General features: G+C 64.4%; 19 protein-coding genes, 2 pseudogenes and 1 riboswitch. Of the genes and pseudogenes, 7 read left to right on the top strand and 14 right to left on the bottom strand.

Annotated elements, in window-relative coordinates:
* Window positions 1-72: 72 nt before the first annotated feature.
* The 7 genes and pseudogenes from lnt to ABIE53_RS17145 all read right to left on the bottom strand — a co-directional run bounded on the left by lnt (window position 73) and on the right by ABIE53_RS17145 (window position 8,220).
* Window positions 73-1,797 (bottom strand): apolipoprotein N-acyltransferase, encoded by a 1,725-nt coding sequence (gene lnt, locus ABIE53_RS17175; protein WP_006049921.1) that lies wholly within the window; start codon window positions 1,795-1,797, stop codon window positions 73-75.
* Between the two features lie 79 nt (window positions 1,798-1,876).
* Window positions 1,877-2,770: a CorC family transporter gene (locus tag ABIE53_RS17170; RefSeq protein WP_006049922.1), complete on the bottom strand. Its 894-nt coding sequence runs from the start codon at window positions 2,768-2,770 to the stop codon at window positions 1,877-1,879.
* Between the two features lie 384 nt (window positions 2,771-3,154).
* Complete coding sequence (locus ABIE53_RS17165) at window positions 3,155-3,922, bottom strand: gamma-glutamylcyclotransferase (RefSeq protein ID WP_192698739.1); 768 nt, start codon at window positions 3,920-3,922, stop codon at window positions 3,155-3,157.
* A gap of 61 nt (window positions 3,923-3,983) precedes the next feature.
* Window positions 3,984-4,445, bottom strand: coding sequence for an rRNA maturation RNase YbeY (ybeY, locus tag ABIE53_RS17160; RefSeq protein WP_006049924.1), 462 nt, complete (start codon window positions 4,443-4,445; stop codon window positions 3,984-3,986).
* Between the two features lie 58 nt (window positions 4,446-4,503).
* On the bottom strand, window positions 4,504-5,577 hold the full coding sequence (locus ABIE53_RS17155) for a PhoH family protein (protein WP_006049925.1): 1,074 nt from the start codon (window positions 5,575-5,577) through the stop codon (window positions 4,504-4,506).
* A gap of 110 nt (window positions 5,578-5,687) precedes the next feature.
* Window positions 5,688-7,074: pseudogene (gene miaB / locus ABIE53_RS17150) on the bottom strand (tRNA (N6-isopentenyl adenosine(37)-C2)-methylthiotransferase MiaB).
* Between the two features lie 153 nt (window positions 7,075-7,227).
* Window positions 7,228-8,220 (bottom strand): LysR family transcriptional regulator, encoded by a 993-nt coding sequence (locus tag ABIE53_RS17145; RefSeq protein WP_006049927.1) that lies wholly within the window; start codon window positions 8,218-8,220, stop codon window positions 7,228-7,230.
* Window positions 8,221-8,339: 119 nt separating this feature from the next.
* On the opposite strand from ABIE53_RS17145, the gene ABIE53_RS17140 reads away from it, so the two are divergent.
* The 4 genes from ABIE53_RS17140 to ribB all read left to right on the top strand — a co-directional run bounded on the left by ABIE53_RS17140 (window position 8,340) and on the right by ribB (window position 12,071).
* Window positions 8,340-8,738 carry a VOC family protein gene (locus ABIE53_RS17140; RefSeq protein ID WP_006049928.1) on the top strand — a complete coding sequence of 133 codons (399 nt, stop codon included), beginning with the start codon at window positions 8,340-8,342 and terminating at the stop codon, window positions 8,736-8,738.
* Window positions 8,739-8,780: 42 nt separating this feature from the next.
* A complete protein-coding gene (locus tag ABIE53_RS17135) occupies window positions 8,781-9,968 on the top strand; it encodes an MFS transporter (RefSeq protein ID WP_006049929.1) in 1,188 nt (395 codons plus the stop codon).
* 242 nt (window positions 9,969-10,210) lie between these two features.
* Window positions 10,211-10,900: a helix-turn-helix domain-containing protein gene (locus ABIE53_RS17130; RefSeq protein ID WP_006049930.1), complete on the top strand. Its 690-nt coding sequence runs from the start codon at window positions 10,211-10,213 to the stop codon at window positions 10,898-10,900.
* A gap of 115 nt (window positions 10,901-11,015) precedes the next feature.
* Window positions 11,016-11,200: riboswitch (FMN riboswitch) on the top strand.
* A gap of 154 nt (window positions 11,201-11,354) precedes the next feature.
* Complete coding sequence (ribB, locus tag ABIE53_RS17125; protein WP_006049932.1) at window positions 11,355-12,071, top strand: 3,4-dihydroxy-2-butanone-4-phosphate synthase; 717 nt, start codon at window positions 11,355-11,357, stop codon at window positions 12,069-12,071.
* Window positions 12,072-12,133: 62 nt separating this feature from the next.
* Here ribB and ABIE53_RS17120 read toward each other — a convergent pair whose 3' ends face one another.
* From ABIE53_RS17120 to glpD, 4 genes are all read right to left on the bottom strand, one after another.
* Window positions 12,134-12,820, bottom strand: coding sequence for an HAD family hydrolase (locus tag ABIE53_RS17120; RefSeq protein ID WP_006049933.1), 687 nt, complete (start codon window positions 12,818-12,820; stop codon window positions 12,134-12,136).
* Window positions 12,821-12,977: 157 nt separating this feature from the next.
* Window positions 12,978-13,691, bottom strand: a complete 714-nt coding sequence (locus tag ABIE53_RS17115; protein WP_006049934.1) for an MIP/aquaporin family protein — start codon at window positions 13,689-13,691, stop codon at window positions 12,978-12,980.
* A 122-nt stretch (window positions 13,692-13,813) separates the two neighbouring features.
* Window positions 13,814-15,322 (bottom strand): glycerol kinase GlpK, encoded by a 1,509-nt coding sequence (glpK, locus tag ABIE53_RS17110; protein ID WP_006049935.1) that lies wholly within the window; start codon window positions 15,320-15,322, stop codon window positions 13,814-13,816.
* A 202-nt stretch (window positions 15,323-15,524) separates the two neighbouring features.
* Window positions 15,525-17,054: a glycerol-3-phosphate dehydrogenase gene (glpD, locus tag ABIE53_RS17105; protein WP_006049936.1), complete on the bottom strand. Its 1,530-nt coding sequence runs from the start codon at window positions 17,052-17,054 to the stop codon at window positions 15,525-15,527.
* A 200-nt stretch (window positions 17,055-17,254) separates the two neighbouring features.
* Here glpD and ABIE53_RS17100 point away from each other — a divergent pair, with 200 nt between their 5' ends.
* Window positions 17,255-17,629 (top strand): hypothetical protein, encoded by a 375-nt coding sequence (locus ABIE53_RS17100; protein WP_175130891.1) that lies wholly within the window; start codon window positions 17,255-17,257, stop codon window positions 17,627-17,629.
* Window positions 17,630-17,871: 242 nt separating this feature from the next.
* On the opposite strand, the gene ABIE53_RS17095 is transcribed toward ABIE53_RS17100, so the two are convergent.
* Both ABIE53_RS17095 and ABIE53_RS17090 read right to left on the bottom strand, forming a co-directional pair.
* Window positions 17,872-18,069, bottom strand: coding sequence for a hypothetical protein (locus ABIE53_RS17095; protein ID WP_006049938.1), 198 nt, complete (start codon window positions 18,067-18,069; stop codon window positions 17,872-17,874).
* A 318-nt stretch (window positions 18,070-18,387) separates the two neighbouring features.
* Window positions 18,388-19,168 (bottom strand): annotated as a pseudogene (locus tag ABIE53_RS17090) (DeoR/GlpR family DNA-binding transcription regulator).
* 448 nt (window positions 19,169-19,616) lie between these two features.
* Between ABIE53_RS17090 and ABIE53_RS17085 the strand changes: the two are divergent.
* Window positions 19,617-20,444 carry a ferritin-like domain-containing protein gene (locus ABIE53_RS17085; RefSeq protein WP_006049940.1) on the top strand — a complete coding sequence of 276 codons (828 nt, stop codon included), beginning with the start codon at window positions 19,617-19,619 and terminating at the stop codon, window positions 20,442-20,444.
* 135 nt (window positions 20,445-20,579) lie between these two features.
* Entirely contained in the window at window positions 20,580-21,101 is a 522-nt protein-coding gene (locus tag ABIE53_RS17080; RefSeq protein WP_006049941.1) for a hypothetical protein, read from the top strand.
* Between the two features lie 46 nt (window positions 21,102-21,147).
* Here the strand turns inward: ABIE53_RS17080 and ABIE53_RS17075 are convergent, their stop codons facing one another.
* A complete protein-coding gene (locus tag ABIE53_RS17075) occupies window positions 21,148-22,680 on the bottom strand; it encodes a DEAD/DEAH box helicase (protein WP_029968197.1) in 1,533 nt (510 codons plus the stop codon).
* Window positions 22,681-22,788: the final 108 nt, after the last annotated feature.

The raw sequence follows: 22,788 nt of genomic DNA, 5'->3' as shown, positions 1-22,788 counted from the left end.
AAAAACGCGCGCTGGCGGTTATGCCGCAGCGCGCGTTTTTTATTGCTGTGCTTTTTATGGCTCTTTTATCGCTTACTGCCCGCCATTTCCCGCGTCACCGTTTTTGCGACGCCTGATGCCCGGCCCGAACGCAAAGCCGAATGCCAGCAGCAATAACGAAACCGCGAGCACCGTGTTATTGCCGCTCGTCACATACGGCGTGCGGCCGGCTGTGCCTTGCACGGTGACGTCGAGCGAGCCGATCGTGTAGGGCGCGAGCTTGCCAAGCACCTTGCCGTTGGCGTCGATGGCGGCCGTCGTGCCGGTGTTGGTCGCGCGCAGCATCGGCCGGCCGGTTTCCAGCGAACGCATGCGCGCAATCTGCAGATGCTGCTCGAGCGCGATCGTGTCGCCGAACCACGCGAGATTCGTCGAGTTGATCAGCACGCCCGGCGGCGTATCGCTTTCGCGGATCGTCCGCGCAATCTCTTCGCCGAAAATGTCCTCGTAGCAGATGTCGACCGCGACCGGCTGGTTATGCACGACGAACGGCTTCTGCACGGGGCCGCCGCGCGCGAAATCGCCGAGTGGAATATTCATCAGATTGACGAACCAGCGAAAGCCCCACGGCACGAATTCGCCGAACGGCACGAGGTGATGCTTGTCGTAGCGGTAAATATCGCGCGTGCCGGGCGTGACGCCGAACAGGCTGTTCGTGTAGTCGACCACGCGGCCCTCGGGCGTGACCGAGCCGCCGACAGCGCCGAACAGGATCGCGCTGCCCGTCAAATCGGCGAAGCTGCGCACCGCCGACGCAAACGGCACCGGCAGTTGCTGCGCGAGCACCGGAATAGCGGTTTCCGGCGTGACGATCAGATCGGCCGGCTTCGAGGTGATCATCTGCTGATACTGGTCGATGGCGGCGCGCACACCCGCTTCCTCGAACTTCATGTCCTGCTTGACGTCGCCTTGCAGCAGACGCACGGTCAGCGGCGCGTTGGCCGGCACCGTCCACTTCGCGAGCGGCAGCAGCAGGCCGGCCGCGATCAACGCGACTGCGATACCGGCCGGCACCGCGACACTCGCCGCGTTTGCGCTGCCGCGCGTGTCGCCGCTGCTTGCCGACGTTTCGCGAGACGCCCGCGAACGGCGCAGCAACGCGAGCAACGCCTGCACGATCAGCGCGGCCACGAGTGCGAGCATCCAGCCGACGCCGTACACACCCGCGAGCGGCGCGAATCCGGCGAACGGGCCGTCGACTTGCGCATAGCCGCTCGCGAGCCACGGAAAGCCGGTGAACACCGTGCCGCGCAGCCATTCGCCGATAGCCCATGCACTCGCGAAGGCGAGCGCGCCATGCCACGTCGGCGAAAACGGCATGTCGACCGCGGACTTGCCGTTGCGCGCGTGACCCGCGCAAAACGACCAGACGCCCGCGGCAAGAGCGGGATACAGCGCGAGGTAGAGCGAAAACAGCACGAGCGCAGCGCCGGCGAGCGGCGCGGGCATGCCGCCGAAATCATGCATGCTGACGTAGAGCCACCACACGCCGCTCACGAAGTTGCCGAAGCCGAACGCGCCGCCCGTCAGCGCGGCGCTTTTCCAGCCGGTCGTGCGCGTCAGCCAGCCGAAGAGGAACACGAAGATTGCCAGTTCGAGCCAGCCGCCGTGCGGCGTCGGCGCGAACGACAACGTGTTGGCCGCGCCGGCCGCGAGCGCGACGAGGTAATGCCAGCGAGGCAGCGCACGCACGCCCGTCGGTCGCGCGGCGGTCGTGTTCACGCCGCGGCGCGAGGAGGAAGTGATCGGGTCGGCCATTGTTGCGCGGTCGGCGAGAGGAGTGACAAGTTGGAAAGGCTCGGGCGAAGGCCGAAGGTCGGCAGGCGGGCAGGACCGCTCAGGTCTGCACGTGCTGCGCTTCGCGCTCGCGCTGACCGGCAAGCGGATCGCGCCGCACGAGCAGCATGTGAATCTGGCGTGCGTCGCCGCGCAGAATTTCGAAGATCAGATCGTCGATGCGAACCTTCTCGCCCCGGTGCGGCACGCGCCCGAAATAATGCGTGACGAGCCCGCCGATCGTATCCACTTCTTCGTCTGAATAATGCGTGCCGAAGGCCTCGTTGAACTGCTCGATCTCGGTCAGCGCGCGCACGCGAAAGCGTCCGTCCGGCGACGCGATGATGTTGCCGCTTTCCTCGTCGAAATCGTATTCGTCCTCGATGTCGCCGACGATCTGCTCCAGCACGTCTTCAATCGTAATCAGGCCGGCCACGCCGCCGTATTCGTCGACGACCACCGCGAGGTGATTGCGATTCACGCGAAAGTCGTGGAGCAGCACATTCAACCGCTTCGATTCGGGGATGAACACCGCGGGCCGCAGCATGCCGCGCACGTCGAACTCTTCCTCGGCGTAGTAGCGCAGCAGGTCTTTTGCGAGCAGCACGCCGATCACGTTGTCGCGATTGCCTTCGTACACCGGATAGCGCGAGTGCGCTTTTTCCAGCACGTAAGGGATGAATTCGGCGGGGTTGTCCGCGATGTTGATCGCGTCCATCTGCGCGCGCGGCACCATGATGTCGCGTGCGCTCAGTTCGGAGACCTGGAATACGCCTTCGATCATCGACAGCGAGTCGGCGTCGATCAGGTTGCGCTCGTGCGCGTCCTGCAGGATTTCCAGAAGTTCGGCGCGCGAGTCGGGCTCGGGCGAGATGAAGTCGGTCAGACGCTCGAGCAGCGAGCGCTTTTCGTGCGGTTTGTCGGTTTGGCGTCGACTGGGATACGTGTCGTTCATGGTAGTGCGCCCGGCAAGACTGGGCGCGCTGTTGCAGAGCATTAAGGATACACCAGGCACATGGCAGGACCGTGTCCCACCCGGCCGGGCGATGAATGAAACCGGGCTGACAGGGTCCGACGCAAGCGGCGGGCCGTGGGTCAATCCTAACTGATTACGCGGTGAAAAGCGTCCTGGAGAAAAAACCCGGGCGCTTCACGGAACAATCGCGGAACATTCGCGAAACGAACGGCGGAGCGAAGGGCGCTTTCTTTCATGCGATTTCGCGCGTGCTCGTTTGCTCGTGATTGCGGCGAAAAGAGTGCATCGCAGGTTCGATGGCGCGGCTATTCGCCAGTTGCGGTCTGCGCGTTGCGTCCGCATGTGGCGCTTCGGCGTACGCGCTCACAGCTTCGTCTGCGGCTGTGTGCGAAGCTCGCCGCCGCTTGAGTCGCCGCTTGAGTCGCCGCTTGAGTCGCCGCTTGAGTCGCCGTTCGCCTCCGTCCCATCACTCGCAGCCTGGCAGCGCGCGAGCAGCGCTTCCAGCGCGCGATCCGGCATGCCGCTTTCGCGCAGCGCGTGAACCGTGCGGCTCACGTACTCGAGCGTCGTGCCGTAGCGGCCGCGCGCGCAGCCGAGCACCGTTTTGACGACCTCGTCGCCGAGCTTGCCGGTGTACGTCGGCACGTCGCGGCGCATCACGAACGCAAGTGCGTCGACGCGCCGGCCGTCGGCGAGCACACAGGGCAGCCACGCGGGCCGGTAGGAACCCATCGGCATTTCGCGGCGCCACAGCGCCTCGAGATGCGGCATCGCGCCTTCTGCCGCGAGACGAAACGCGATGCCCGTACACGAGCCGCCGCGATCGAGCGCGAGCACAAGCCCCGGCTGCTCCGGCGTGCCGCGATTCACGCGCGACCACAAATACAGCCCGCGGTGATAGCCGTGCACCTTCGAGCGCGTGGCTTCGACAGTGGGCAGTCCAGGGTTCCAGATCAGCGAGCCATAGCCGAAGAGCCACAAGTCGCTTTGCCGGTCCCAGTCACGCAGCGTGCATTCCAGCGACGCGCGCAGTTCTTCGTCGGTCAGCAGCCGCGACTCGCCGAGCGCGGGCGGATAGTCCGGGCAGGGCGGCCGGGCGTCAGTGTCGGCGTCGGAAGGAAAGGAACTCACGGTTCGGTTCGGGCAGCGTGCAGTGGTTAAAGGTTAGCGGCTAACAGTCAAGGGTCAACGGTCAACGGTAGGGGTCGGGAAAGCCGAGCTTGCCGAGAATCTCGGTTTCGAGCGCTTCCATTTCCTCGGCTTCTTCTTCGACTTCGTGGTCGTAGCCTTGCGCATGCAGCGTACCGTGCACGAGCAGATGCGCGTAATGGGCGACGAGCGGCTTGCCCTGCTCGGCGGCTTCCTTTTCGACAACCGGACAGCAGAGGATCAGATCGCCAGTGACGGGATCGTCCTCCGACTCCGCGTATGCAAACGTCAGCACGTTCGTCGAATAGTCCTTGCCGCGATACGTGCGATTCAGCGTGCGGCCTTCCTCGGCGTCGACGAAACGCACGGTCAGCTCGCCGTCGGCGAAAAGCGCGGCCTTGATCCAGCCGGCCACCGTCGCGCGCGGCAGCACGGCCTTGTGTTCGGGCCACGCCTTCGCGGCCGGGAATTGCAGATTCAGCGTCAGTTTCGGGGCGCGGCTCATGCTTGTTCGATGTCTTATCAGGCGAGGTGTTGCGCGCTGCGCTGTGCGTCGGGCCGCATCAACGCGAATCCGCGGGGCTGGCGGTCTTCTGCGAATGCGCGTCGTAGGCCTCGACGATTCGCGCGACGAGCGGATGGCGCACCACGTCCGCGCTGGTAAAGCGCGTGAGCGCAATGCCGCGCACGTCCGACAGCACCTGCTGCGCCTCGATGAGCCCGCTCTTGTGGCCGCGCGGCAAGTCGACCTGCGTCGTGTCGCCGGTCACCACGGCCTTCGAGCCGAAGCCGATCCGCGTGAGAAACATCTTCATCTGCTCGGGCGTGGTGTTCTGCGCCTCATCGAGAATGATGAACGCGTGATTCAGCGTGCGCCCGCGCATGTACGCGAGCGGCGCGATCTCGATCATCTGCCGCTCGAACATCTTCGCGGTCTTGTCGAAGCCGAGCAGATCGTACAGCGCGTCGTACAGCGGACGCAGGTACGGATCGACCTTCTGCGCGAGATCGCCCGGCAGAAAGCCGAGCCGCTCGCCGGCTTCGACGGCCGGCCGCGTCAGCACGATGCGCTTGACCTGATCGCGCTCGAGCGCGTCCACGGCGCAGGCCACCGCCAGATACGTCTTGCCGGTGCCCGCCGGGCCGATGCCGAAGGTGACGTCGTGCGAGACGATCTGCTTCAGATAGTCGCGCTGCGCCGGCGTGCGGCCGCGCAGATCGGCGCGCCGGGTGTAGAGCTTCGGACCGAGTTCCTCGGCGTCGTCTTCGAGAAGATCGGCGGGCTGGTCGAACGGATGGTCGGGGTTGCCCGGAAAGCCAGGCTCGCCGGCTTCGTCGCCATTGCCGTTGCCGTTCGTGCGATGCCGCGCCGGGTGGCGCACTTCGACGAGCGCGAGCTGGATGTCGTCGACCGACAGCGGATCGCGCGCGTTGTTGTAGAAGTTTTCGAGCGCGGTGAGCGCGAGTTTCGCGCCGCGCCCGCGGATCGTGATGCGGTGTCCGCGGCGTTGCAGCGTCACGTCGAGCGCCTGCTCGATCTGCCGCAGGTTTTCGTCGAGCGGTCCGCAGAGGTTGGCGAGCCGCGCGTTGTCGTCGCGCGGAGCGGTGAATTCCAGATGCGGCTGAGTGGTTTTCAAGGCGATGAGTCGATCCTGTCGGTTTCAGTACGCGGGCGGCGGCGGCCGGCTTGCAGTTTTACGTTCGCGTGGCGCCGCGCGCGTGGCGTCAATGGTCGGTCATTGGTCAGTCAATGGGTGGCGGCGCTCGCACCGTTTTCTGCATTGTCGTGCACCAGCACAAGCTCGCCACGCAGCGAATGTGGGTACGCTTTGACGATTTTCACGTCGACCATCTGACCGGTCAGCCGAGCATGCGAAGCCAGCGGCGCCGGGAAATTCACCACGCGGTTGTTCTCCGTGCGGCCCGCGAGCTCGTTCGGGTCCTTGCGCGCCGGACGCTCGACCAGAATACGCTCCACCTTGCCGACCATCGAATCGCTGATGCGCTGGACGTTTTCCTCGATCGTGGCTTGCAGGTGTTGCAGGCGCTTCAGCTTCACTTCGCGCGGCGTGTCGTCGTGCAGGTTCGCAGCCGGCGTGCCCGGACGCGGACTGTAGATGAATGAGAAGCTCGTGTCGTACTTCATCTCGTGCACGAGCGCCATCATCTTGTCGAAATCTTCTTCGGTCTCGCCGGGAAATCCGACGATCATGTCAGTGGACAGCGACAGGTCCGGGCGAATCGCCCGCAGCTTGCGGATCACCGACTTGTACTCGAGCACCGTGTAGCCGCGCTTCATCGCCATCAGAATGCGGTCCGAACCGTGTTGCACCGGCAGATGCAGGTGGCTCACGAGCTTCGGCACCTTCGCGTAGGTGTCGATCAGACGCTGCGTAAATTCCTTCGGGTGCGACGTGGTATAGCGAATCCGTTCGATGCCCGGAATATCGGCGACGTATTCGATCAGCGTCGCAAAGTCGGCGATTTCCGACGAGCCGACGGTCAGCGCGCCGCGATAGGCGTTCACGTTCTGACCCAGCAAAGTGACTTCGCGCACGCCCTGATCGGCGAGACCGGCAATTTCCGTCAGAACGTCGTCAAGCGGACGGGAGACTTCTTCGCCGCGCGTGTAGGGCACGACGCAGTAGCTGCAGTACTTGCTGCAACCCTCCATGATCGACACGAAAGCGCTCGGGGCCTTCCACGCGCGCGGGCGGCAGATGGTCGAACTTTTCGATTTCGGGAAACGAGATGTCGACCTGCGCGCGGCCGCTTTCGCGGCGCTTGTCGATCATTTGCGGCAGACGGTGCAGCGTTTGCGGGCCGAACACCAGATCGACATAAGGCGCGCGCGCGACGATGGACGCGCCTTCCTGGCTCGCCACGCAGCCGCCCACGCCGATGATCAGGTTGGGATTGGCTTCCTTCAGCTCGCGTACGCGGCCGAGGTCGGAGAACACTTTTTCCTGGGCTTTTTCGCGCACCGAGCAGGTGTTGAACAGAATCACGTCGGCGTCTTCGGGCGTGTCGGTCTTGACGAGGCCCTCAGCCGCGCCGAGTACGTCGACCATCTTGTCGGAGTCGTACTCGTTCATCTGGCAGCCAAAGGTCTTTACATAAACTTTCTTGGTCATCGAATTTCGCCGGTCGCAGTGGTTAACCTGGGGGCGCTGTATAAAGGGTCGAGGAGAGGCGAAAACGTGCGCGATGTCCGTGGGACGGGGCTTCTGGTCGCCGTCGGCTGGGCTTTAGCCGCAGCCCGCGCGCGCTTGCCGCGTAACGCAATATTATAGCCCTTCGCCGGATAGGGCCTCGCGGCTGATATCGGTCTCCGGCGCCTCCAGCGCTGCGGGCGGCAAGCCGAGCAGGCCTTCCAGTTCGTCCGATACCTGCGCGAAGCGCTCGCTCAGAAAATCCAGCAGCACGCGCACGCGCGGCGCCATGAAGCGGTTGCGGTGGTAGAGCGCGTGCAGCGGCGCGTCCGGATAGCGCCATTCGGGCAGCAGGATTTTCAGGCCGTCCGCGCGCAGATCCGCTTCCACGTCCCACATCGACTTGATCACGATGCCGTAGCCGCGCAGCGCCCATTCGCGGGCGACGGCGCCGTCGTTGGTCTCGCGCGCGGTTTCGAGCGGCACCGTGTAGTTCTGCACTTCGTCACCGCGCGTGAACCGCCATTCGTTGGCCGGCCCCGAGCCGGTGTTGAGTACGATGCAGTCGAAATTGGCGAGATCGTGCGGATCTTCGGGCTCGCCTTTGCGCGAGATGTATTCCGGCGACGCGCACAGCACGCGCCGGTTCGGCGCGAGCTTGCGGGCGACGAGCGAGCTGTCTTGCGGCACGCCGAAGCGGATCGCGAGGTCGATGTCCTCCTGCACGAGATTCGACAGCGAGTCCGACAGCGTGAGCGCGAACGTCACTTCAGGGTAGAGCGCGTTGAATTCGTCGAGCCAATGCATCAGCAGATTGCGGCCGAAGTCCGAAGTCGCCGACACGCGCACCTTGCCGCGCACCACGCCTTGTCCAGCCTGGAGCGCGGCTTTCGCGTCGTCCAGCGATTGCAGCGCCTGGCGGCAGCAGTTCAGATAGAGACGGCCTTCGTCGGTGAGCCTCAACTGGCGGGTCGTGCGTTCGAAAAGCCGCGCCTTCAGGCCGGCTTCGAGCTTGGCGAGGCGCGCGCTCGCGGCGGCGGGCGTGAGACCCATTTTGCGGCCCGCCGCGGACAAGCTGCCTTGCTGCGCGGCCTCGACAAAGAGGCGAATGTCGCCGAGATTATCCATCGCTCGCTTCAAATGGCGTTTGAAAATGCTTCAAATGCTACGCCAATTATCAAATGGCCGCCGCGCGCCGACAATTCGTTTCTCGAAAACTCATGTGGCGCTGAGCGCCGCCGGAAATCATGCAACTGGATCACGCGACCATCGTCACGGCCGATCTCGACGCGGCCCGCCGTTTCTTCGTCGATATTGCCGGCTTGACGCAAGGCGCGCGTCCGCCGTTTTCCGTCGACGGCTACTGGCTCTACGCCGACGGCCGGCCGGTCGTGCATCTGGTCGAGGCGAGCGCACCGGACCCGTCGCTACGCGCGGCGCCGCGCATCGACCATATCGCCTTCCGTCTGGAAAGCGCCGCCGAATGGCAGGCGCTGCTCGCGCGCCTGCGCGCATCCGGCGTCGTCTATCGGACGGCGCAAGTCCCGCCGATGGCCCCGCAAGAAGCCGCCATGCAGATTTTCGTGGCGCTCGCGCCGGGCGTCGCCATCGAGTTCGTGACGGCGCTGCATCACGCTCAACCGTAAAACCAACCGTAAAACTTCGAACCTGCAAGCTGGAGAACAACAATGCCGATTCCACTACTCGCGCTGGCGATCAGCGCCTTCGCGATCGGGACCACCGAGTTCGTCATCATGGGCCTGCTGCCCGAAGTCGCGCGCGATCTTGCCGTGTCGATTCCATCGGCGGGACTGCTCGTGAGCGGCTATGCGCTCGGCGTCGCCGTGGGCGCGCCGCTGCTTGCGGTCGTCACGAGCAGAATGCCGCGCAAGCTCGCGCTGCAGTTGCTGATGGGCGTGTTTATCGTCGGCAATACACTGTGCGCGATTGCGTCGAGCTATTCGGTGCTGATGATCGCGCGCGTCGTGACCTCGTTCGCGCACGGCTCGTTCTTCGGCATCGGCGCGGTGGTGGCGGCGTCGCTCGTGCCGTCGGAAAAGCGCGCGAGCGCGATTGCGCTGATGTTCACCGGCCTCACGCTCGCGAACGTGCTCGGCGTGCCGTTCGGCACGTTCGTCGGCCAGGAGTTCGGCTGGCGCGTCGCCTTCTGGATTGTCAGCGCGTTCGGCGTGCTGTCGCTGGCGGGCGTGACGGCGCTCGTGCCGAATCGCCACGATTCCGCCCCGGCCGGTCTCGGCCATGAAGTGCGCGTGCTGAAGGACCCGCAAGTCTGGACCGCGCTCGCGATGACCGTGCTCGGCTTCGGCGGCGTGTTCGTCGTGTTCACGTACATCGCGCCGATTCTCGAGCAGGTGAGCGGCTTCTCGCCGCGCGCCGTCACGCTGATTCTCGTGCTGTTCGGCGTGGGATTGACGATCGGCAACACCGTGGGCGGCAAGCTAGCGGACCGCGCGCTGATGCCTTCGCTGATGGCCATTCTCGCGGCGCTTGCCGTCGTGATGGCGCTGTTCGCCCGCACCAGCCATTCGCAGGTGGCCGCGGCGGTCACCGTGTTCGTGTGGGGCATCGCCGCGTTCGCGACCGTGCCGCCGTTGCAGATGCGCGTGGTCGAGAAGGCGGCCAAGGCGCCGAATCTCGCGTCGACGCTGAACATCGGCGCGTTCAACGTCGGCAATGCGGGCGGCGCGTGGCTCGGCGGTCTCGTGATCGACCACGGCCATTCGCTCGATACGTTGCCGTGGGTCGCGGCGGCGGTGAGCTTGAGTGCGTTGCTGCTGACGTGGTTCGCATCGCGCATGGACACGCCGGCATCCGATGAAGCGCGAAGCGGCGTGCAGGTGCGCGAGCGGGCGTGAGTCCTGGCGAGGCGTGCACGCGGAGGCCGTTGCACGCCATCACAGCCGCAATCGCAATCGCGACCACAACCAAACGCGCACTGCGCTCCGCATATGAAAAATGCGCACAAGCTTTGCGAAAAGCGTCCTCCGCAATACTGATAACAGTGTGAAGATAACTTCGTTGGGCGCTGCGGGGCGCGATGCTATCTTGCTTCCACTAACTGTTTGCCCGCCGCCCGGCGGCGCTTCTGGAGGCAATCATGCATTCCCCGCTTGCTCTGGTCCGCGATCCCACGGCCGATACCGATGCGCCGCCGCGTGCCGCTGAACCTTTCGACGCGCTCGAACATCTCGTCGGCGTGAATCTCGCGCGTTTGCGCGCGGAACGTCAGTTGTCGCTCGACGCATTGGCCCGCGCGTCCGGCGTATCGCGCGCGATGCTCGCGCAAATCGAATCGGCGCGCAGCGTGCCGTCCATCAAGGTGCTGTGCAAGGTGGCCGCCGCGTTGAAGGTGTCGGTCGCGGCCTTCCTGCGACGTCACGCGACGAACGGTTTCGAGCACTTGCCGGCGGAGCGTTCGTCGCGCATCGTCAGTTCCAACGGACGCTATTCGGCTCGCCCGCTCTATCCCGACAACGAGCCGACCGCCGCCGAATTTCACGAGCTGCGCATCGCGCCGTTGCACACGGAAGCGGGCGTGCGCCGCGCGCCTGGCACGACGGTCAATCTCGTCGTCAGCGAGGGCACGCTCGAGGTCAGCGTGCACGATCAGCGCCAGTTGCTGGCAACGGGCGACGCGATCGTGTTCGACGCCGATCAGCCGCATAGTCTGCGCAATCCCGGCGACACCGAAGCGCGCGCGTTTCGAGTGACGCTGAAGGCCGAGACGCCGCCGCGCTGGGACGTGCCGGCGCAGCACGACACGTCGCGCGAGGCTGCGCCCGTTTGATCGAATGCGCCGCATAGGCGCCGCCCGGGCGCGAAACCCGTCCGGGCAGTAGGGGTTGCGCTGCGGTTCGCGCGCGACTGTTGTATGCTTGGCCCGCCGGTTCGTCCGGCAATCAGTGCGTCTTCAGGGCGGGGCGAAATTCCCCACCGGCGGTATGCCGGCAGCGCGAAAGCGCAGGCCGGCGAGCCCGCGAGCGCCCGCAATAGCGCGGTTTTCAATCGACCGAAAGCCGCCGCGGGGTCAGCAGATCTGGTGAGAAGCCAGAGCCGACGGTCACAGTCCGGATGGAAGAAGATGTGCAGATAGTCATGTTCGTTTCCGTGGCGCCGCTCGCATGTCGGAGTGGTGCGCGAACGCCGCCTGCATCGTGAGGCGGCGCTGCACGGCGCGTCTTTGTCTGTTTGCAATGCCCTGAAACGTTTCTCGCCCAACTTTTGCGATGAGCGTTTCAACCATGTCCTTTGCTACTTTTCCCGCTCCTTCGACGCTTGCGCACGACGCATTCGCCGATCTCCCGCTGCTCTCCACCGAAGCCGTTCCGCCGCGTATCGCCGCCGCCTTGCAAGCCATGCGCGAAGGCCGCGCCGTCGTGCTGCAAGACGACGACGACCGCGAGAACGAGGCCGATCTGATCGTCTCCGCCGAGCGTCTTTCCGTCGAAACCATGGCGCTGCTGATTCGCGAATGCAGCGGCATCGTGTGCCTGTGTCTGACCGACGACAAGGTCCGCGCGCTCGAACTTCCGCCGATGGCCGTCAATAACGAAAGCCGTCACGGCACCGCGTTCACGGTGTCGATCGAAGCGCGCGAGGGCGTGACGACCGGCGTGTCGGCACTCGACCGGCTGACGACGATCTGCGCGGCGATTGCCGATAACGCGAAGCCTGCCGACATCGTGAGCCCCGGCCATGTGTTCCCCTTGCGCGCGATGCCGGGCGGCGTCCTCGCGCGTCGCGGACATACCGAAGGCACCGTGGACCTCGCGATTCTGGCGGGGCTCAAGCCCGCTGGCGTGCTCTGTGAATTGATGAACGCCGACGGCACGATGACGCGCGGCGCCGACGTCGAACGCTTTGCCGCAAAACACAATCTGCCGATGCTGACGATTGCGGAGCTGGCCGAGTTTCGCCTGGCGCTGACGCAGGCGCGCGAATGCGTCGAAGAGGCTTGAATTCAAGGTGAATTCAAGGCGGTGAGCGGCGTGGCGCGTGAAGTGGGCGGTTCTCTGAACCGCTACGACTGCACGTCGCCGAACTCGCCGCGCACACCTGCGTCGATTAACGCCGGCAATTCGTCCATGTGCTGCATGATCCGCGTGATGCCCATGTTGCGCAGCGCGTCCGCGTAGCCGTCGGGAATATGGCTCGCGCCGACAAACGCGATCGTCTTCATTCCCGCCGCGCGCGCCGCGTTCAAGCCCGCCACGCTGTCTTCCACGACGATGCATCGCGATGGATCGACGCCGAGCGTCTGCGCGGCGAACAGGTACACGTCAGGGAACGGCTTCGGCCGCGCGACCTGTTCCGCGCTGAACACGCGATCGCCGAAAATCTGCTGCAATCCGGCGCGCCGCAGCGATGCGGCGACGCGCGACATGCGGCTGTTCGACACCACGGCGGCCGGCAGCGTCACACGCTGCAGCGCGTCGCGCACACCGTTGATCGGACTAAGCGACGCAGCGAGCGCGAGTTCGACGTTGTGCTCGATCGTGTTCAGAAAATCGGCCGGCAGCGTGATGCCGAACGTGGTCTCGATGCCTTCGAGAAAGCGCGAGGTTTGCTGGCCAAACGCCGTCTTGACGATAGGCTCGAAGTCGAGGCCCGGAAACGTAGTCGAGAGCGTCTCGTACATGACGCGGTCGGCGATGACTTCACTGTCGACGAGTACGCCGTCGCAGTCGCAGATAAGGTGGTCGATCATGCGTGGAGGAACCGGAAAGCGGTGGCGCGCGCAGACGCCATAGCCACGAATAGCCGGCTCATGCGCGCGGTGTGAAAGCGCCATGATACGTGCTTCGGCGGCGCTTTCACTCCATCGCATCGCATTGCGTTGCTCGCGATTCGCGAGCGCGCCGCGCTCAACGCGCGTGCAGATACAGATAAAGCCCCGCCGCGACCGCGCCGCCGACGAGCGGACCGCACACGGGAATCCACGCGTAGCGCCAGTCGCTGTCGCGCTTGCCGGGGATCGGCAGCAGCGCATGCATCAGACGCGGCGACAGATCGCGCGCGGGACTCATCGCGTAACCCGTCGGTCCGCCGAGAGAAATGCCGATGCCGAGCACGAGCAGTCCGACCGGCAGCGCGTCCAGCGCGCCGAGCCCGACTTGCGGCGAAGCGAGATACAGCACGCCGAGAATCAGCACGAACGTGGCGATCATCTCTGTCAGCAGGTTGTGCGGCACGCTGCGAATCGCGGGCGCGGTGCAGAACACGCCGAGCTTGACGTCGGCGTCGCCTTCCTTCGCGAAGTGCTGCCGATACGCGACCCACACGAGCAGTGCGCCCGCCATGCCGCCGAGCATTTGCGCGGCCACATAACCGGGCACCTTGGCCCACGCGAACTTGCCCGCGAGCGCGAGGCTGATCGTCACGACCGGATTCAGGTGCGCGCCGCTGTACGAGGCCGTCACGTAGACCGCGATGAACACGGCCATCGCCCAGCCCATGACGATCACGATCAGGTCCGCGCCTTTGCCCTTGGTGCGTGCAAGCAGCACGTTGGCGACAGCGCCGTCGCCGAGCAGCACGACCAGTGCCGTGCCGATGAATTCCGCAATGTAAGGAGACATCGTTGGTTATCCGAAATATTGTTGTTAGGGAAGCCGCGAGGCGGGCGGCTTCGTTGCGGCTTTATCTCAGGTTGGCGTTAGCCCTGCAGAACGTTCACTCGTGAATAGCGCCGCGCGCAAGCTCAGGAGCTGGAGGGCGCATCGGCCCAGGCTTTGGCGGCGCGAATCGCGCGCTGCCAGCCGTCGAGGCATTCCTTCACGTCCTCTTTGCCGAGCGCGGGCGTAAAGCGTCGATCGAGCTTCCACTGGCTTTGCAGTTCGCCGACATCTTTCCAGTAGCCGACGGCGAGCCCCGCGAGATACGCGGCGCCGAGCGCCGTGGTTTCCGACACCTTGGGACGCACCGCGTCGACGCCGAGAATGTCGGCCTGGAATTGCATCAGCAGATTGTTCGCGCATGCGCCGCCGTCCACGCGCAATTCGCCGATGCGAATGCCGGAGTCGGCCTCCATCGCCTTCAGCACGTCGAGCGATTGATACGCAATCGAATCGAGCGCCGCGCGCGCGATATGCGCGGACGTCGTGCCGCGCGTCACGCCGAACAGCGTGCCGCGAGCCCGCGCATTCCAGTGCGGCGCACCCAGGCCGGCGAACGCGGGCACCAGATACACGCCGTCGCAATGCGGCACGCCGCGCGCGAGCGTTTCGATTTCAGCCGCGTTCTTGATGATGCCGAGACCGTCGCGCAGCCATTGCACGACCGCGCCGCCGATGAAGATGCTGCCTTCGAGCGCGTAGTTGATCTGATCGCCGATCTGCCACGCAATCGTCGTGACGAGATTGTTCTTCGATTCGATTGGCTTGTCGCCGGTGTTCATCACGAGAAAGCAGCCGGTGCCGTAGGTGTTTTTCACCATGCCCGACTCCGTGCACATCTGGCCGAACAGCGCCGCATGCTGGTCGCCGGCGATGCCCGCGAGCGGAATCTTCGACGCGAACACCGTGGTCTTGGTCGGCCCATACACTTCCGACGAAGGACGCACTTCCGGCAGCATGCTGCGCGGAATGTCGAGCGCGTCGAGCAATTCGTCGTCCCATTTCAGCGTGTGGATATTGAAGAGCATGGTGCGCGATGCATTCGTCACGTCGGTGACGTGCAGGCCGCCCTTGGTGAAATTCCACACGAGCCAGCTATCCACCGTGCCGAATGCGAGGCGGCCTTGCTTCGCCTTGTCGCGCGCGCCTTCCACGTTGTCGAGAATCCAGCGAATCTTGGTCGCCGAGAAATACGAGTCGATCGGCAACCCGGTCTTCGCACGCACGCGGGCTTCGAGTCCCTGCTCCTTGAGCTGGTCGCAGAAGTCGGCGGTGCGGCGGTCCTGCCAGACGATCGCGTTGTAGATCGGATGCCCGGTTTCGCGGTCCCACACGATCGTCGTTTCGCGCTGATTCGTGATGCCGATGGCGGCAATCGACGTGCCGTTCATGCCGGCGCGCGTGACGGCTTCGGCGGCGACGCCCGCCTGCGTCGACCAGATTTCCTGCGGATCGTGCTCGACCCAGCCCGGCCGCGGATATATCTGCTCAAACTCCTTTTGCGCCGTCGACACGACATTGCCGAGGCGGTCGAACAGCATCGCACGCGAACTGGTGGTGCCCTGGTCAAGCGCGAGGATGTACTGATCCTGCATTGTCTCTTCTCCATGCATTTTATGAGTCGCCGTGACAGCTCGAATAGCTTAAGCGGTTCAAGCAGCTCGAGCAGTTCAGGCTGCGTGCCGGCGACGGGAACGGCTTGTCGTTTCCAGCGCGCCGCAACGGAGTCCGCGCGTGCGCGTGGCCGAACGAGCCGAAGGGTAAAGCGGTTGTGTTCGGTCTTGTTCGGTTTTCTTGTTACGCGCGCTGTCGCTCGGGTTCGTGTGCGAACCATGCGTCGATGTCGCGCGTGATCGCGTCGAGCGTGCCCGGCTCGACGTGAAGGCCGAGTTTCGAGCGGCGCCAGAGAACGTCCTGCGCGCTGCGCGCCCATTCGACGTCGCGCAGATAAGACAGCTCGGCCTCGTAAAGACCCGGCGCGAACGCGTGGCCGAGATCGGCGAGCGAATGCGCATGGCCGATCACCTTCGTCACACGCGTGCCGTAAGCGCGCGCGAGGCGATGCGCGAGATCGTCGGGCAACCATGCGTAATGCTGCTTCAGCTCGGCGAGGAAGCGCTCGAAGTTCGCGTGCGCAATATCGCCGCCTGGCAACGACGCGCCGGCCGTCCACGACGGCGCACCTTTGCCGAGCGCGGCCGCGAGTTTGTCGACGGCTTCTTCCGCGAGCTTGCGGAACGTCGTGATCTTGCCGCCGAACACCGATAGCAGCGGCGCTTCGCCCGCGGGCGCGTCGAGTTCGAGCGAGTAGTCGCGCGTGACGGCCGACGGATTGTCGGCGCCTTCTTCTTCGAGTAGCGGCCGCACGCCCGAGTAAGTCCAGCGCACATCGGCCGGCGAGATCTTCTGCCTGAAATAGCGATTGATCGAGTCGCACAGGTACTGCGTCTCGTCGGCGGTGATCGCGACCTGCGCGGGGTCGCCGCGATATTCGATGTCGGTCGTGCCGATCAGCGTGTAGTCGTGCTCGTACGGGATCGCGAAGATGATCCGCTTGTCCGGGTTCTGGAAAATGTACGCGTGGTCGTGCTCGAACAGCCGCCGCGTGACGATGTGGCTGCCTTTGACGAGCCGCACGCTGTGCGACGCCGCGCGGCCCAGCGCGCCTTGCAGCAGTTCGCCGACCCACGGGCCGGCGGCGTTGGCGATCGACGCGGCACGCACGTCGAGGGTCGTGCCGTCCGCGCGCCTGAGTTGCGCGCGCCATTCGCCGCCGGCGCGCACCGCGCTCAGCAGCTTCGTGCGCGTGAGAATCTTCGCGCCGTGCTCGGCAGCGTCGAGCGCGTTGAGCACGACGAGGCGCGCGTCGTTGACCCAGCCGTCCGAGTACACGAAGCCGCGCTTGATCGATTCGACGAGCGGCGCGCCGGCCGGATGATCGCGCATCACGATGCCGCGCGAGCCGGGAAGCAGCTCGCGCCGTGCGAGGTGATCGTAAAGAAAGAGGCCCGCGCGGATCAGCCAGGCCGGGCGCAGATCGGGCATGTGCGGCATCACGAAGCGCAGCGGCCACATGATGTGCGGCGCGGCGCGCAGCAAGGTCTCGCGTTCCTGCAATGCTTTGCGCACGAGCCCGAACTCGCGGTACTCGAGGTAGCGCAAGCCGCCGTGAATCAGCTTGGTGCTCGCGGACGATGTATGCGCCGCCAGGTCGTCCTGTTCGCAAAGCAGCACGGACAGTCCGCGGCCGGACGCGTCGCGCGCGATGCCCGCGCCGTTGATCCCGCCGCCCACGACGAGCAAATCGTATTTCGTGCCTTGCGTCACCTGCTGCGTCTCCTGCGGCGTATGGGAAGCGGTCTGAAAATCGACCGAACGGCTCGTGTTCGTTTTCGAACTTTAATGAACATATTCGAAAAAGTAAAGTTCGTGGTGCCTGAGCGCGACTGTATCGAATGGCTAGGGTAGTGGCGCGACGCGCGGCCACGGACGATACTCTTGGCACTGGCCATTTCTGGGTGAATTTCATGCGTGGACTTTTCATGGCGGGCGCCGCTGCGTTGCTCGCAGGGTGCGTCGCTTCGCCGAGCCTCACTGGAACGATGGGCGCACCGTCGTTCGTTTCATTGCAGCAGATGTGCAGCGCGCAGACTGTCGATTACGGCAACGACGCGCAGGGCGTGTATGCGACGCTGTTCGATGCGTATGTGGCGAACCGGCGTGGGCGCTTGTCGAAGGACGATTACTGCGCGTTCCAGGCGTCGATTGCGCAGCGCTACACGAGCCAGGGCGCAAGTGCGGACCCGCAGCTTCGTAATCAGTGGGTCGCGTTCTTTACCGAGCAGCGCGCGCGAGCGATCAGTTGGCGCGCGGCGGTGGACCCGACTTTGCGGAGTGGTTGAAGGCGCGGTGGGTCGCGTTGGGTTGTGTTGCGTTAGCGAACCAGGGCCGCAGGGCGCAAGTTTTGAAGCGTGCCAAATCGAAGCGGGCGCCGTTAAAGGCGCCCGCGTGGACACAAGCATAAAAGACGAAAGCGCTCGGCGGTCAGCCGCCGCGGCATTGCGTTGCCGCCAGCCGCGCGCGGCGATCGCCGTTCACCGTTCGGCCACAACCGGCGTCGAGCCCGACGATGCGCGGGTCGTTTTCAGGAAAGTCGTTTAATCGCTCGAAGTGCGCTATCGCCGGATTCCGTTACACGCCATTGTTCATTGCCCGAGGCGAGCCGCTCCAGTTGCACGAGCTGGCGTTCGAGGAGGGCGTCGAGTTCTTCTCGCTCCATGTCGACTTGATTGGGAGCGTCCTTGACGAGCAACAACGTGGCGAATTCGTGCGGACTCAGCATCGTTTCTCTCCATGTCAAGCAAACGCGGACAGCCTCGACGGCGACTGGCATCGAATGGCAGGGCCATTGCCAGGTGGTCCGCAAAAAATCGGGCGGGAGGTACGGCTTACGACAGTTTTGACTTCGCACCGGCGGCACGCGAGAGCGCAACGAACGCCGGGAACTGGAGTGTAGTCAAGCGAACGTTAAACACCAAACCGGCCCCTGCAAATTTTCCCTTTGACAATCAGGCGTCGCAGAGGCGGTTCGCGGCGGCGGGCAGATCCATGATTTCACTTGAAGTTCGGCGTGCACTGCAACATGCCGGCCAGCGCCGGGTCACGCGGCCACATACACCTGGCAATTGGCCGTATTGAGCGTTTCGACCATGTCGGCGGGCGGCGCGGCATCGGTGAAAAGTGCGTCGATCTGGTCGAGATGGCCCTGACGGACCAGCGCCGGGCGGCCGAACTTGGAGCTGTCGGCGGCCAGAAATACGGTGCGCGCGTGCTGGATGATGGCTTCGGCGACGCGCACTTCGCGGGTGTCGAAATCGCGCAAGGTGCCGTCGGTCTCGATGCTCGAGGTGCCGATGATCGCGAAGTCGACCTTGAACTGACGGATGAAGTCGATCGCCAGTTCGCCGACGATGCCCTTGTCCCACGGTCGCACGATGCCGCCCGTGACGAGCACTTCGCAATCGGGATAGCCGCTCATCATGCTGGCGACGTTCAGATTGTTAGTGATCACGCGCAGGCCGCGGTGCCGGTTGAGCGCGCGCGCGACTTCCTCTGTGGTCGTGCCGAGATTGATGAAGAGCGACGCCTGATCGGGAATGTGCGTGGCGACTAACGCGGCGATGCGCCGTTTCTCGTCGTGGAACATGCGCTGACGCGCGGTGTACGAGACGTTCTCGGAACTGGTCGGCAAACTCGCGCCGCCGTGATAGCGGCGCAGCAGGTTCATGTCGGCGAGCCAGTTGACGTCGCGGCGGATCGTCTGCGGCGTCACGTCGAAGTGGGACGCGAGGTCGTCCACGGTCACGAAGCCGTCGCGTTGCACCCACTCCAGCAGTTCCTGTTGCCGGGGCGTTCAGCGTGAGGCGGGGATCTCGGGTCATGGTCTCGGGTCGTGAGTTTGTTATGGCGTCTGCCCGCGGCGGCGCGGGCAGGGCGGGAACGAGCGTGCGCGTATTGTAAGACCATCGCGGGGCGCGTCCGCCAACTCAGAGGATCGTCGCTATCTCCACGCCGTCATTCGCGAGCCGCCGTTACTCGCATTTCGCGAAGCAAGGCGAGCTTGCCGAGCCGGCTTTTTTGCCGGGCGCTGCAATCGCGCTTGCCTCACTGAAACTTTCGTCTATCGTGGAATTGGAACTGCGGCCAATCGGCACGGTCTGTGCTGGGTTGTCTGCAGACTTGCGAAACAGAGGCTAAGATGCAGACACAAGGGGTTAACTCTAATTCACGGCGCTGTATCCGACACGGCGAACCGCAACGCGAGGCAGCGCAATAGCAGCGGTTGCGAGCATGCTCCACGAGTCGATACAGCTTTCGGAGCAAGACACGATGCACACAGAGCTGAACCATGTCATGCCCTGGCGAATCGAGGACATCGACCTCACTCGGATCGACCGCCAGAAAGCCGTCGCAAATGAAGACCTGTTGTTGCTGCTGTGCGCCGCTTCGTTTATTGAAAGCGGTACTGATCTTTACACCAGTAATCTCAGCCAGTTCTTTAACGACGATCCCGAAGTTTCCGCGTGGCTCAACAACGAATGGGAGCCCGAGGAAATGCAGCACGGCCGTGCGCTCAAGACGTATATCGCGTACGTGTGGCCCGAATACGACTGGGACACCGCGTTCCGCAACTTCATGGACGAGTATTCGCTGACCTGTTCCGTCGAAGATTTCGAAAAGACTCGCGCGCTGGAAATGGTGGCGCGCTGCGTCGTTGAAACAGGCACCGCGACGCTGTATCGCGCGATCGGCGAGTGTTCGGACGAACCGGTTCTCAAGCAGATCACGGACAACATTCGCACGGACGAAGTCCGCCATTACAAGCACTTTTTCAAGTACTTCAAGAAGTACAACAAGATCGAGGGCAATGGCCGGCTCGCGGTGCTCGGCGCACTAATGCGCCGCGTGATGGAGATCAAGAACGAAGATTCGGAGATCGCCTTGCGTCACGTGTTCGCGATTCGTTATCCGGAACGCGTGCGCGATCAGGCGTATAACCGCGAGCGCGCCGCGCGCATCAACGCGCTCGTGCGGCGCAATCTGTCGGCGGACATGTGCGTGAAGATGCTGCTCAAACCGCTCGATTTGCCCGCGAAGATTCAACCCGGCGTGCACTATCCGCTCGCGAAGATCACGCAGCATGTGTTCTTTCGGTGAGGGCGTAGCAGGTTAGTGACGCATTGCTTAGGTCACGCGCGCAAACGCGCCGTCAAAGAAATGGCCCGCTCGATGCGGGCCATCTGCTTTTCGAGGCATGATGACGAATGCTTGCCTCTTAACCGGACCTTTGCGATGAGCGATTCCTCTCAGCCACAGCGCGCACTCGATCAGACTGCATTCGACGAATGGCCCGACTCGATTCGCGCGCTCTTCGACGGCTCGTCGCTCGCGAGCAAGACCGGCTTCACCGCGTCGCTCCTGACCGTCGACGTGAATCAGCACATTCGCACGTCACTGCTCGGCATCGGCGAGTTATACGCGCCCGATTCGCGCACGCTGTGCATCGCGCTGTGGCCGCAGGCGCGGGCGGCGCGCGCGATCGCACGGAGCGGGCGCGCGGCCTTGAGCTTCGTCTTCGACGACGTGTTCTACCAGGTGCAGTTGCTCGCCGCACCACTGCCTTCCGCGGACGGCGACGACAGCGGTCTCGTCTATATGAACTGCTCTATCGAGTCGGCGGAAACGCAAAGCGTGCAGTATGCGCGCCTGACGAGCGGCATCACGTTCGAGCTGGATGTTGGGAGAGAGAAGGTGCTCGACCGATGGGAACGGCAGGTCGAGCATTTGAAGCGAGCCGCGTCGTCGGGTGGGTGACTTGCGGCTCGCGTTCGTGTTGCGGCTGGGTTGTGGCTAAGCTTGGTTAGCGACCGCGCTGACCGCTGCGCGCCGGATTGCCACCGCGCGGCGAGTCGTTGCGTGACTTTGCGCCGCCGAGCAATGCGCCCGGATTGCCACCCTGAGGTTTGCGCGGCGCGTGCTGCGCGGCGCTACCTTCATGAGCAATCGCGCGCGGACGATCGTCCTGACGCTGACCGTCGCGGCGCGGCTGGCCGCCGTTGCCGGCCGGCTTCGCGCCTTGCGGCTTCGGCTGCTGCTGAGCGTTCGCCGGACGTTGCCCCGAGCGTTGCGCTGGCTTTGCCGCGCCGCCGTTGCCGCCCTTCGGCGCGCCTTGACCCTGGCGCGGCGAACGTCCGCCGCCACCGCCGCCGCCTTGGCCGCGGCGCAGAATCGGCTCCGGCTTCGCAGTCGGGTCCGGTTCGAAACCGGCGATCACTTCCTGCGGCACCGGACGCTTGATCAGCTTCTCGATGTCCTTCAGCAACTGCAATTCGTCGACGCACACGAGCGACACCGCTTCGCCCGTCGCGCCCGCGCGGCCCGTACGGCCGATGCGGTGCACGTAATCTTCCGGCACATTCGGCAAGTCGAAATTGACGACGTGCGGCAACTGATCGATGTCGATGCCGCGCGCGGCGATGTCGGTCGCCACCAGAACCTGCAGCGTGCCGTCCTTGAACTCGGCCAACGCGCGCGTGCGCGCCGACTGGCTCTTGTTGCCGTGAATGGCGAGCGCGCTGATGCCGTCCTTCGTCAACTGCTCGGCAAGGCGATTCGCGCCGTGCTTGGTGCGCGTGAACACCAGCACCTGAAACCAGTTGTGCTGCTTGATCAGGTGCGTGAGCAACTCGCGCTTCTTGTCGCGATCCACCGGGTGGATTTTTTGCGCGACGGTTTCCGCCGTCGTATTGCGGCGCGCGACTTCGATCAGCGCCGGCGAGTCGAGCAGGTTGTCGGCGAGCGTCTTGATCTCGTCGGAGAACGTGGCCGAGAACAGCAGGTTCTGCCGCTTCGGAGGCAGCTTCGCGAGCACGCGCTTGATATCGTGGATGAAGCCCATGTCGAGCATGCGGTCCGCTTCGTCGAGCACGAGAATCTCGAGATGCGACAGGTCGATGGTCTTCTGCTGCATGTGGTCGAGCAAACGGCCCGGCGTTGCGACGACGATGTCCACGCCGCTTCTCAATGCACCGATCTGCGGATTAATGCCGACGCCACCGAACATCACGGTCGACTTCAGCTTCAGATATTTGCCATAGGCACGCACGCTTTCTTCAACCTGCGCGGCGAGTTCGCGCGTGGGCGTGAGAATGAGCGCGCGCACGGCGCGCTTGCCCGACGCCGACGTGTTCGCCGGCATGGAGTTCAGACGCTGAAGGATCGGCAGCGTAAAGCCGGCCGTCTTGCCGGTGCCGGTTTGCGCGCCGGCCAGCAGATCGCCGCCGTTGAGCACAGCCGGAATCGCCTGAGTCTGGATAGGAGTCGGAGTGGTGTAGCCGAGTTCGTGTACAGCGCGGACCAACGGTTCGGACAAGCCGAGGGAATCAAAAGACATAAATGCTCTTTGCAATGCAGTTTCGCGAACGGCGCATGTGAGCGCCGGCGGGGCACGAATGCGGCTTCAATGCCGCACGTACGCGCCGCCTGGCGTGATCGAGATCAA

Source organism: Paraburkholderia sp. OAS925, from assembly GCF_040543975.1.
Classification (GTDB): Bacteria; Pseudomonadota; Gammaproteobacteria; order Burkholderiales; family Burkholderiaceae; genus Paraburkholderia; species Paraburkholderia graminis.
The sequence above is the reverse complement of the archived record's forward strand: the minus strand, read 5'-3'. Positions and strand labels throughout refer to the sequence as shown.

Coding starts and splice junctions, on each gene's coding strand:
- ABIE53_RS17095 (WP_006049938.1), bottom strand. CDS start 18,069: ATGCTGAGTCCGCACGAATTCGCCACGTTGTTGCTCGTCAAGGACGCT.
- ABIE53_RS17080 (WP_006049941.1), top strand. CDS start 20,580: ATGAGCGATTCCTCTCAGCCACAGCGCGCACTCGATCAGACTGCATTC.
- ABIE53_RS17145 (WP_006049927.1), bottom strand. CDS start 8,220: ATGGATAATCTCGGCGACATTCGCCTCTTTGTCGAGGCCGCGCAGCAA.
- lnt (WP_006049921.1), bottom strand. CDS start 1,797: ATGGCCGACCCGATCACTTCCTCCTCGCGCCGCGGCGTGAACACGACC.
- glpK (WP_006049935.1), bottom strand. CDS start 15,322: ATGCAGGATCAGTACATCCTCGCGCTTGACCAGGGCACCACCAGTTCG.
- ABIE53_RS17115 (WP_006049934.1), bottom strand. CDS start 13,691: ATGTCTCCTTACATTGCGGAATTCATCGGCACGGCACTGGTCGTGCTG.
- ABIE53_RS17140 (WP_006049928.1), top strand. CDS start 8,340: ATGCAACTGGATCACGCGACCATCGTCACGGCCGATCTCGACGCGGCC.
- ABIE53_RS17170 (WP_006049922.1), bottom strand. CDS start 2,770: ATGAACGACACGTATCCCAGTCGACGCCAAACCGACAAACCGCACGAA.
- ABIE53_RS17100 (WP_175130891.1), top strand. CDS start 17,255: ATGCGTGGACTTTTCATGGCGGGCGCCGCTGCGTTGCTCGCAGGGTGC.
- ABIE53_RS17085 (WP_006049940.1), top strand. CDS start 19,617: ATGCACACAGAGCTGAACCATGTCATGCCCTGGCGAATCGAGGACATC.
- ribB (WP_006049932.1), top strand. CDS start 11,355: ATGTCCTTTGCTACTTTTCCCGCTCCTTCGACGCTTGCGCACGACGCA.
- ABIE53_RS17075 (WP_029968197.1), bottom strand. CDS start 22,680: ATGTCTTTTGATTCCCTCGGCTTGTCCGAACCGTTGGTCCGCGCTGTA.
- ABIE53_RS17120 (WP_006049933.1), bottom strand. CDS start 12,820: ATGATCGACCACCTTATCTGCGACTGCGACGGCGTACTCGTCGACAGT.
- ABIE53_RS17130 (WP_006049930.1), top strand. CDS start 10,211: ATGCATTCCCCGCTTGCTCTGGTCCGCGATCCCACGGCCGATACCGAT.
- ABIE53_RS17135 (WP_006049929.1), top strand. CDS start 8,781: ATGCCGATTCCACTACTCGCGCTGGCGATCAGCGCCTTCGCGATCGGG.
- ybeY (WP_006049924.1), bottom strand. CDS start 4,445: ATGAGCCGCGCCCCGAAACTGACGCTGAATCTGCAATTCCCGGCCGCG.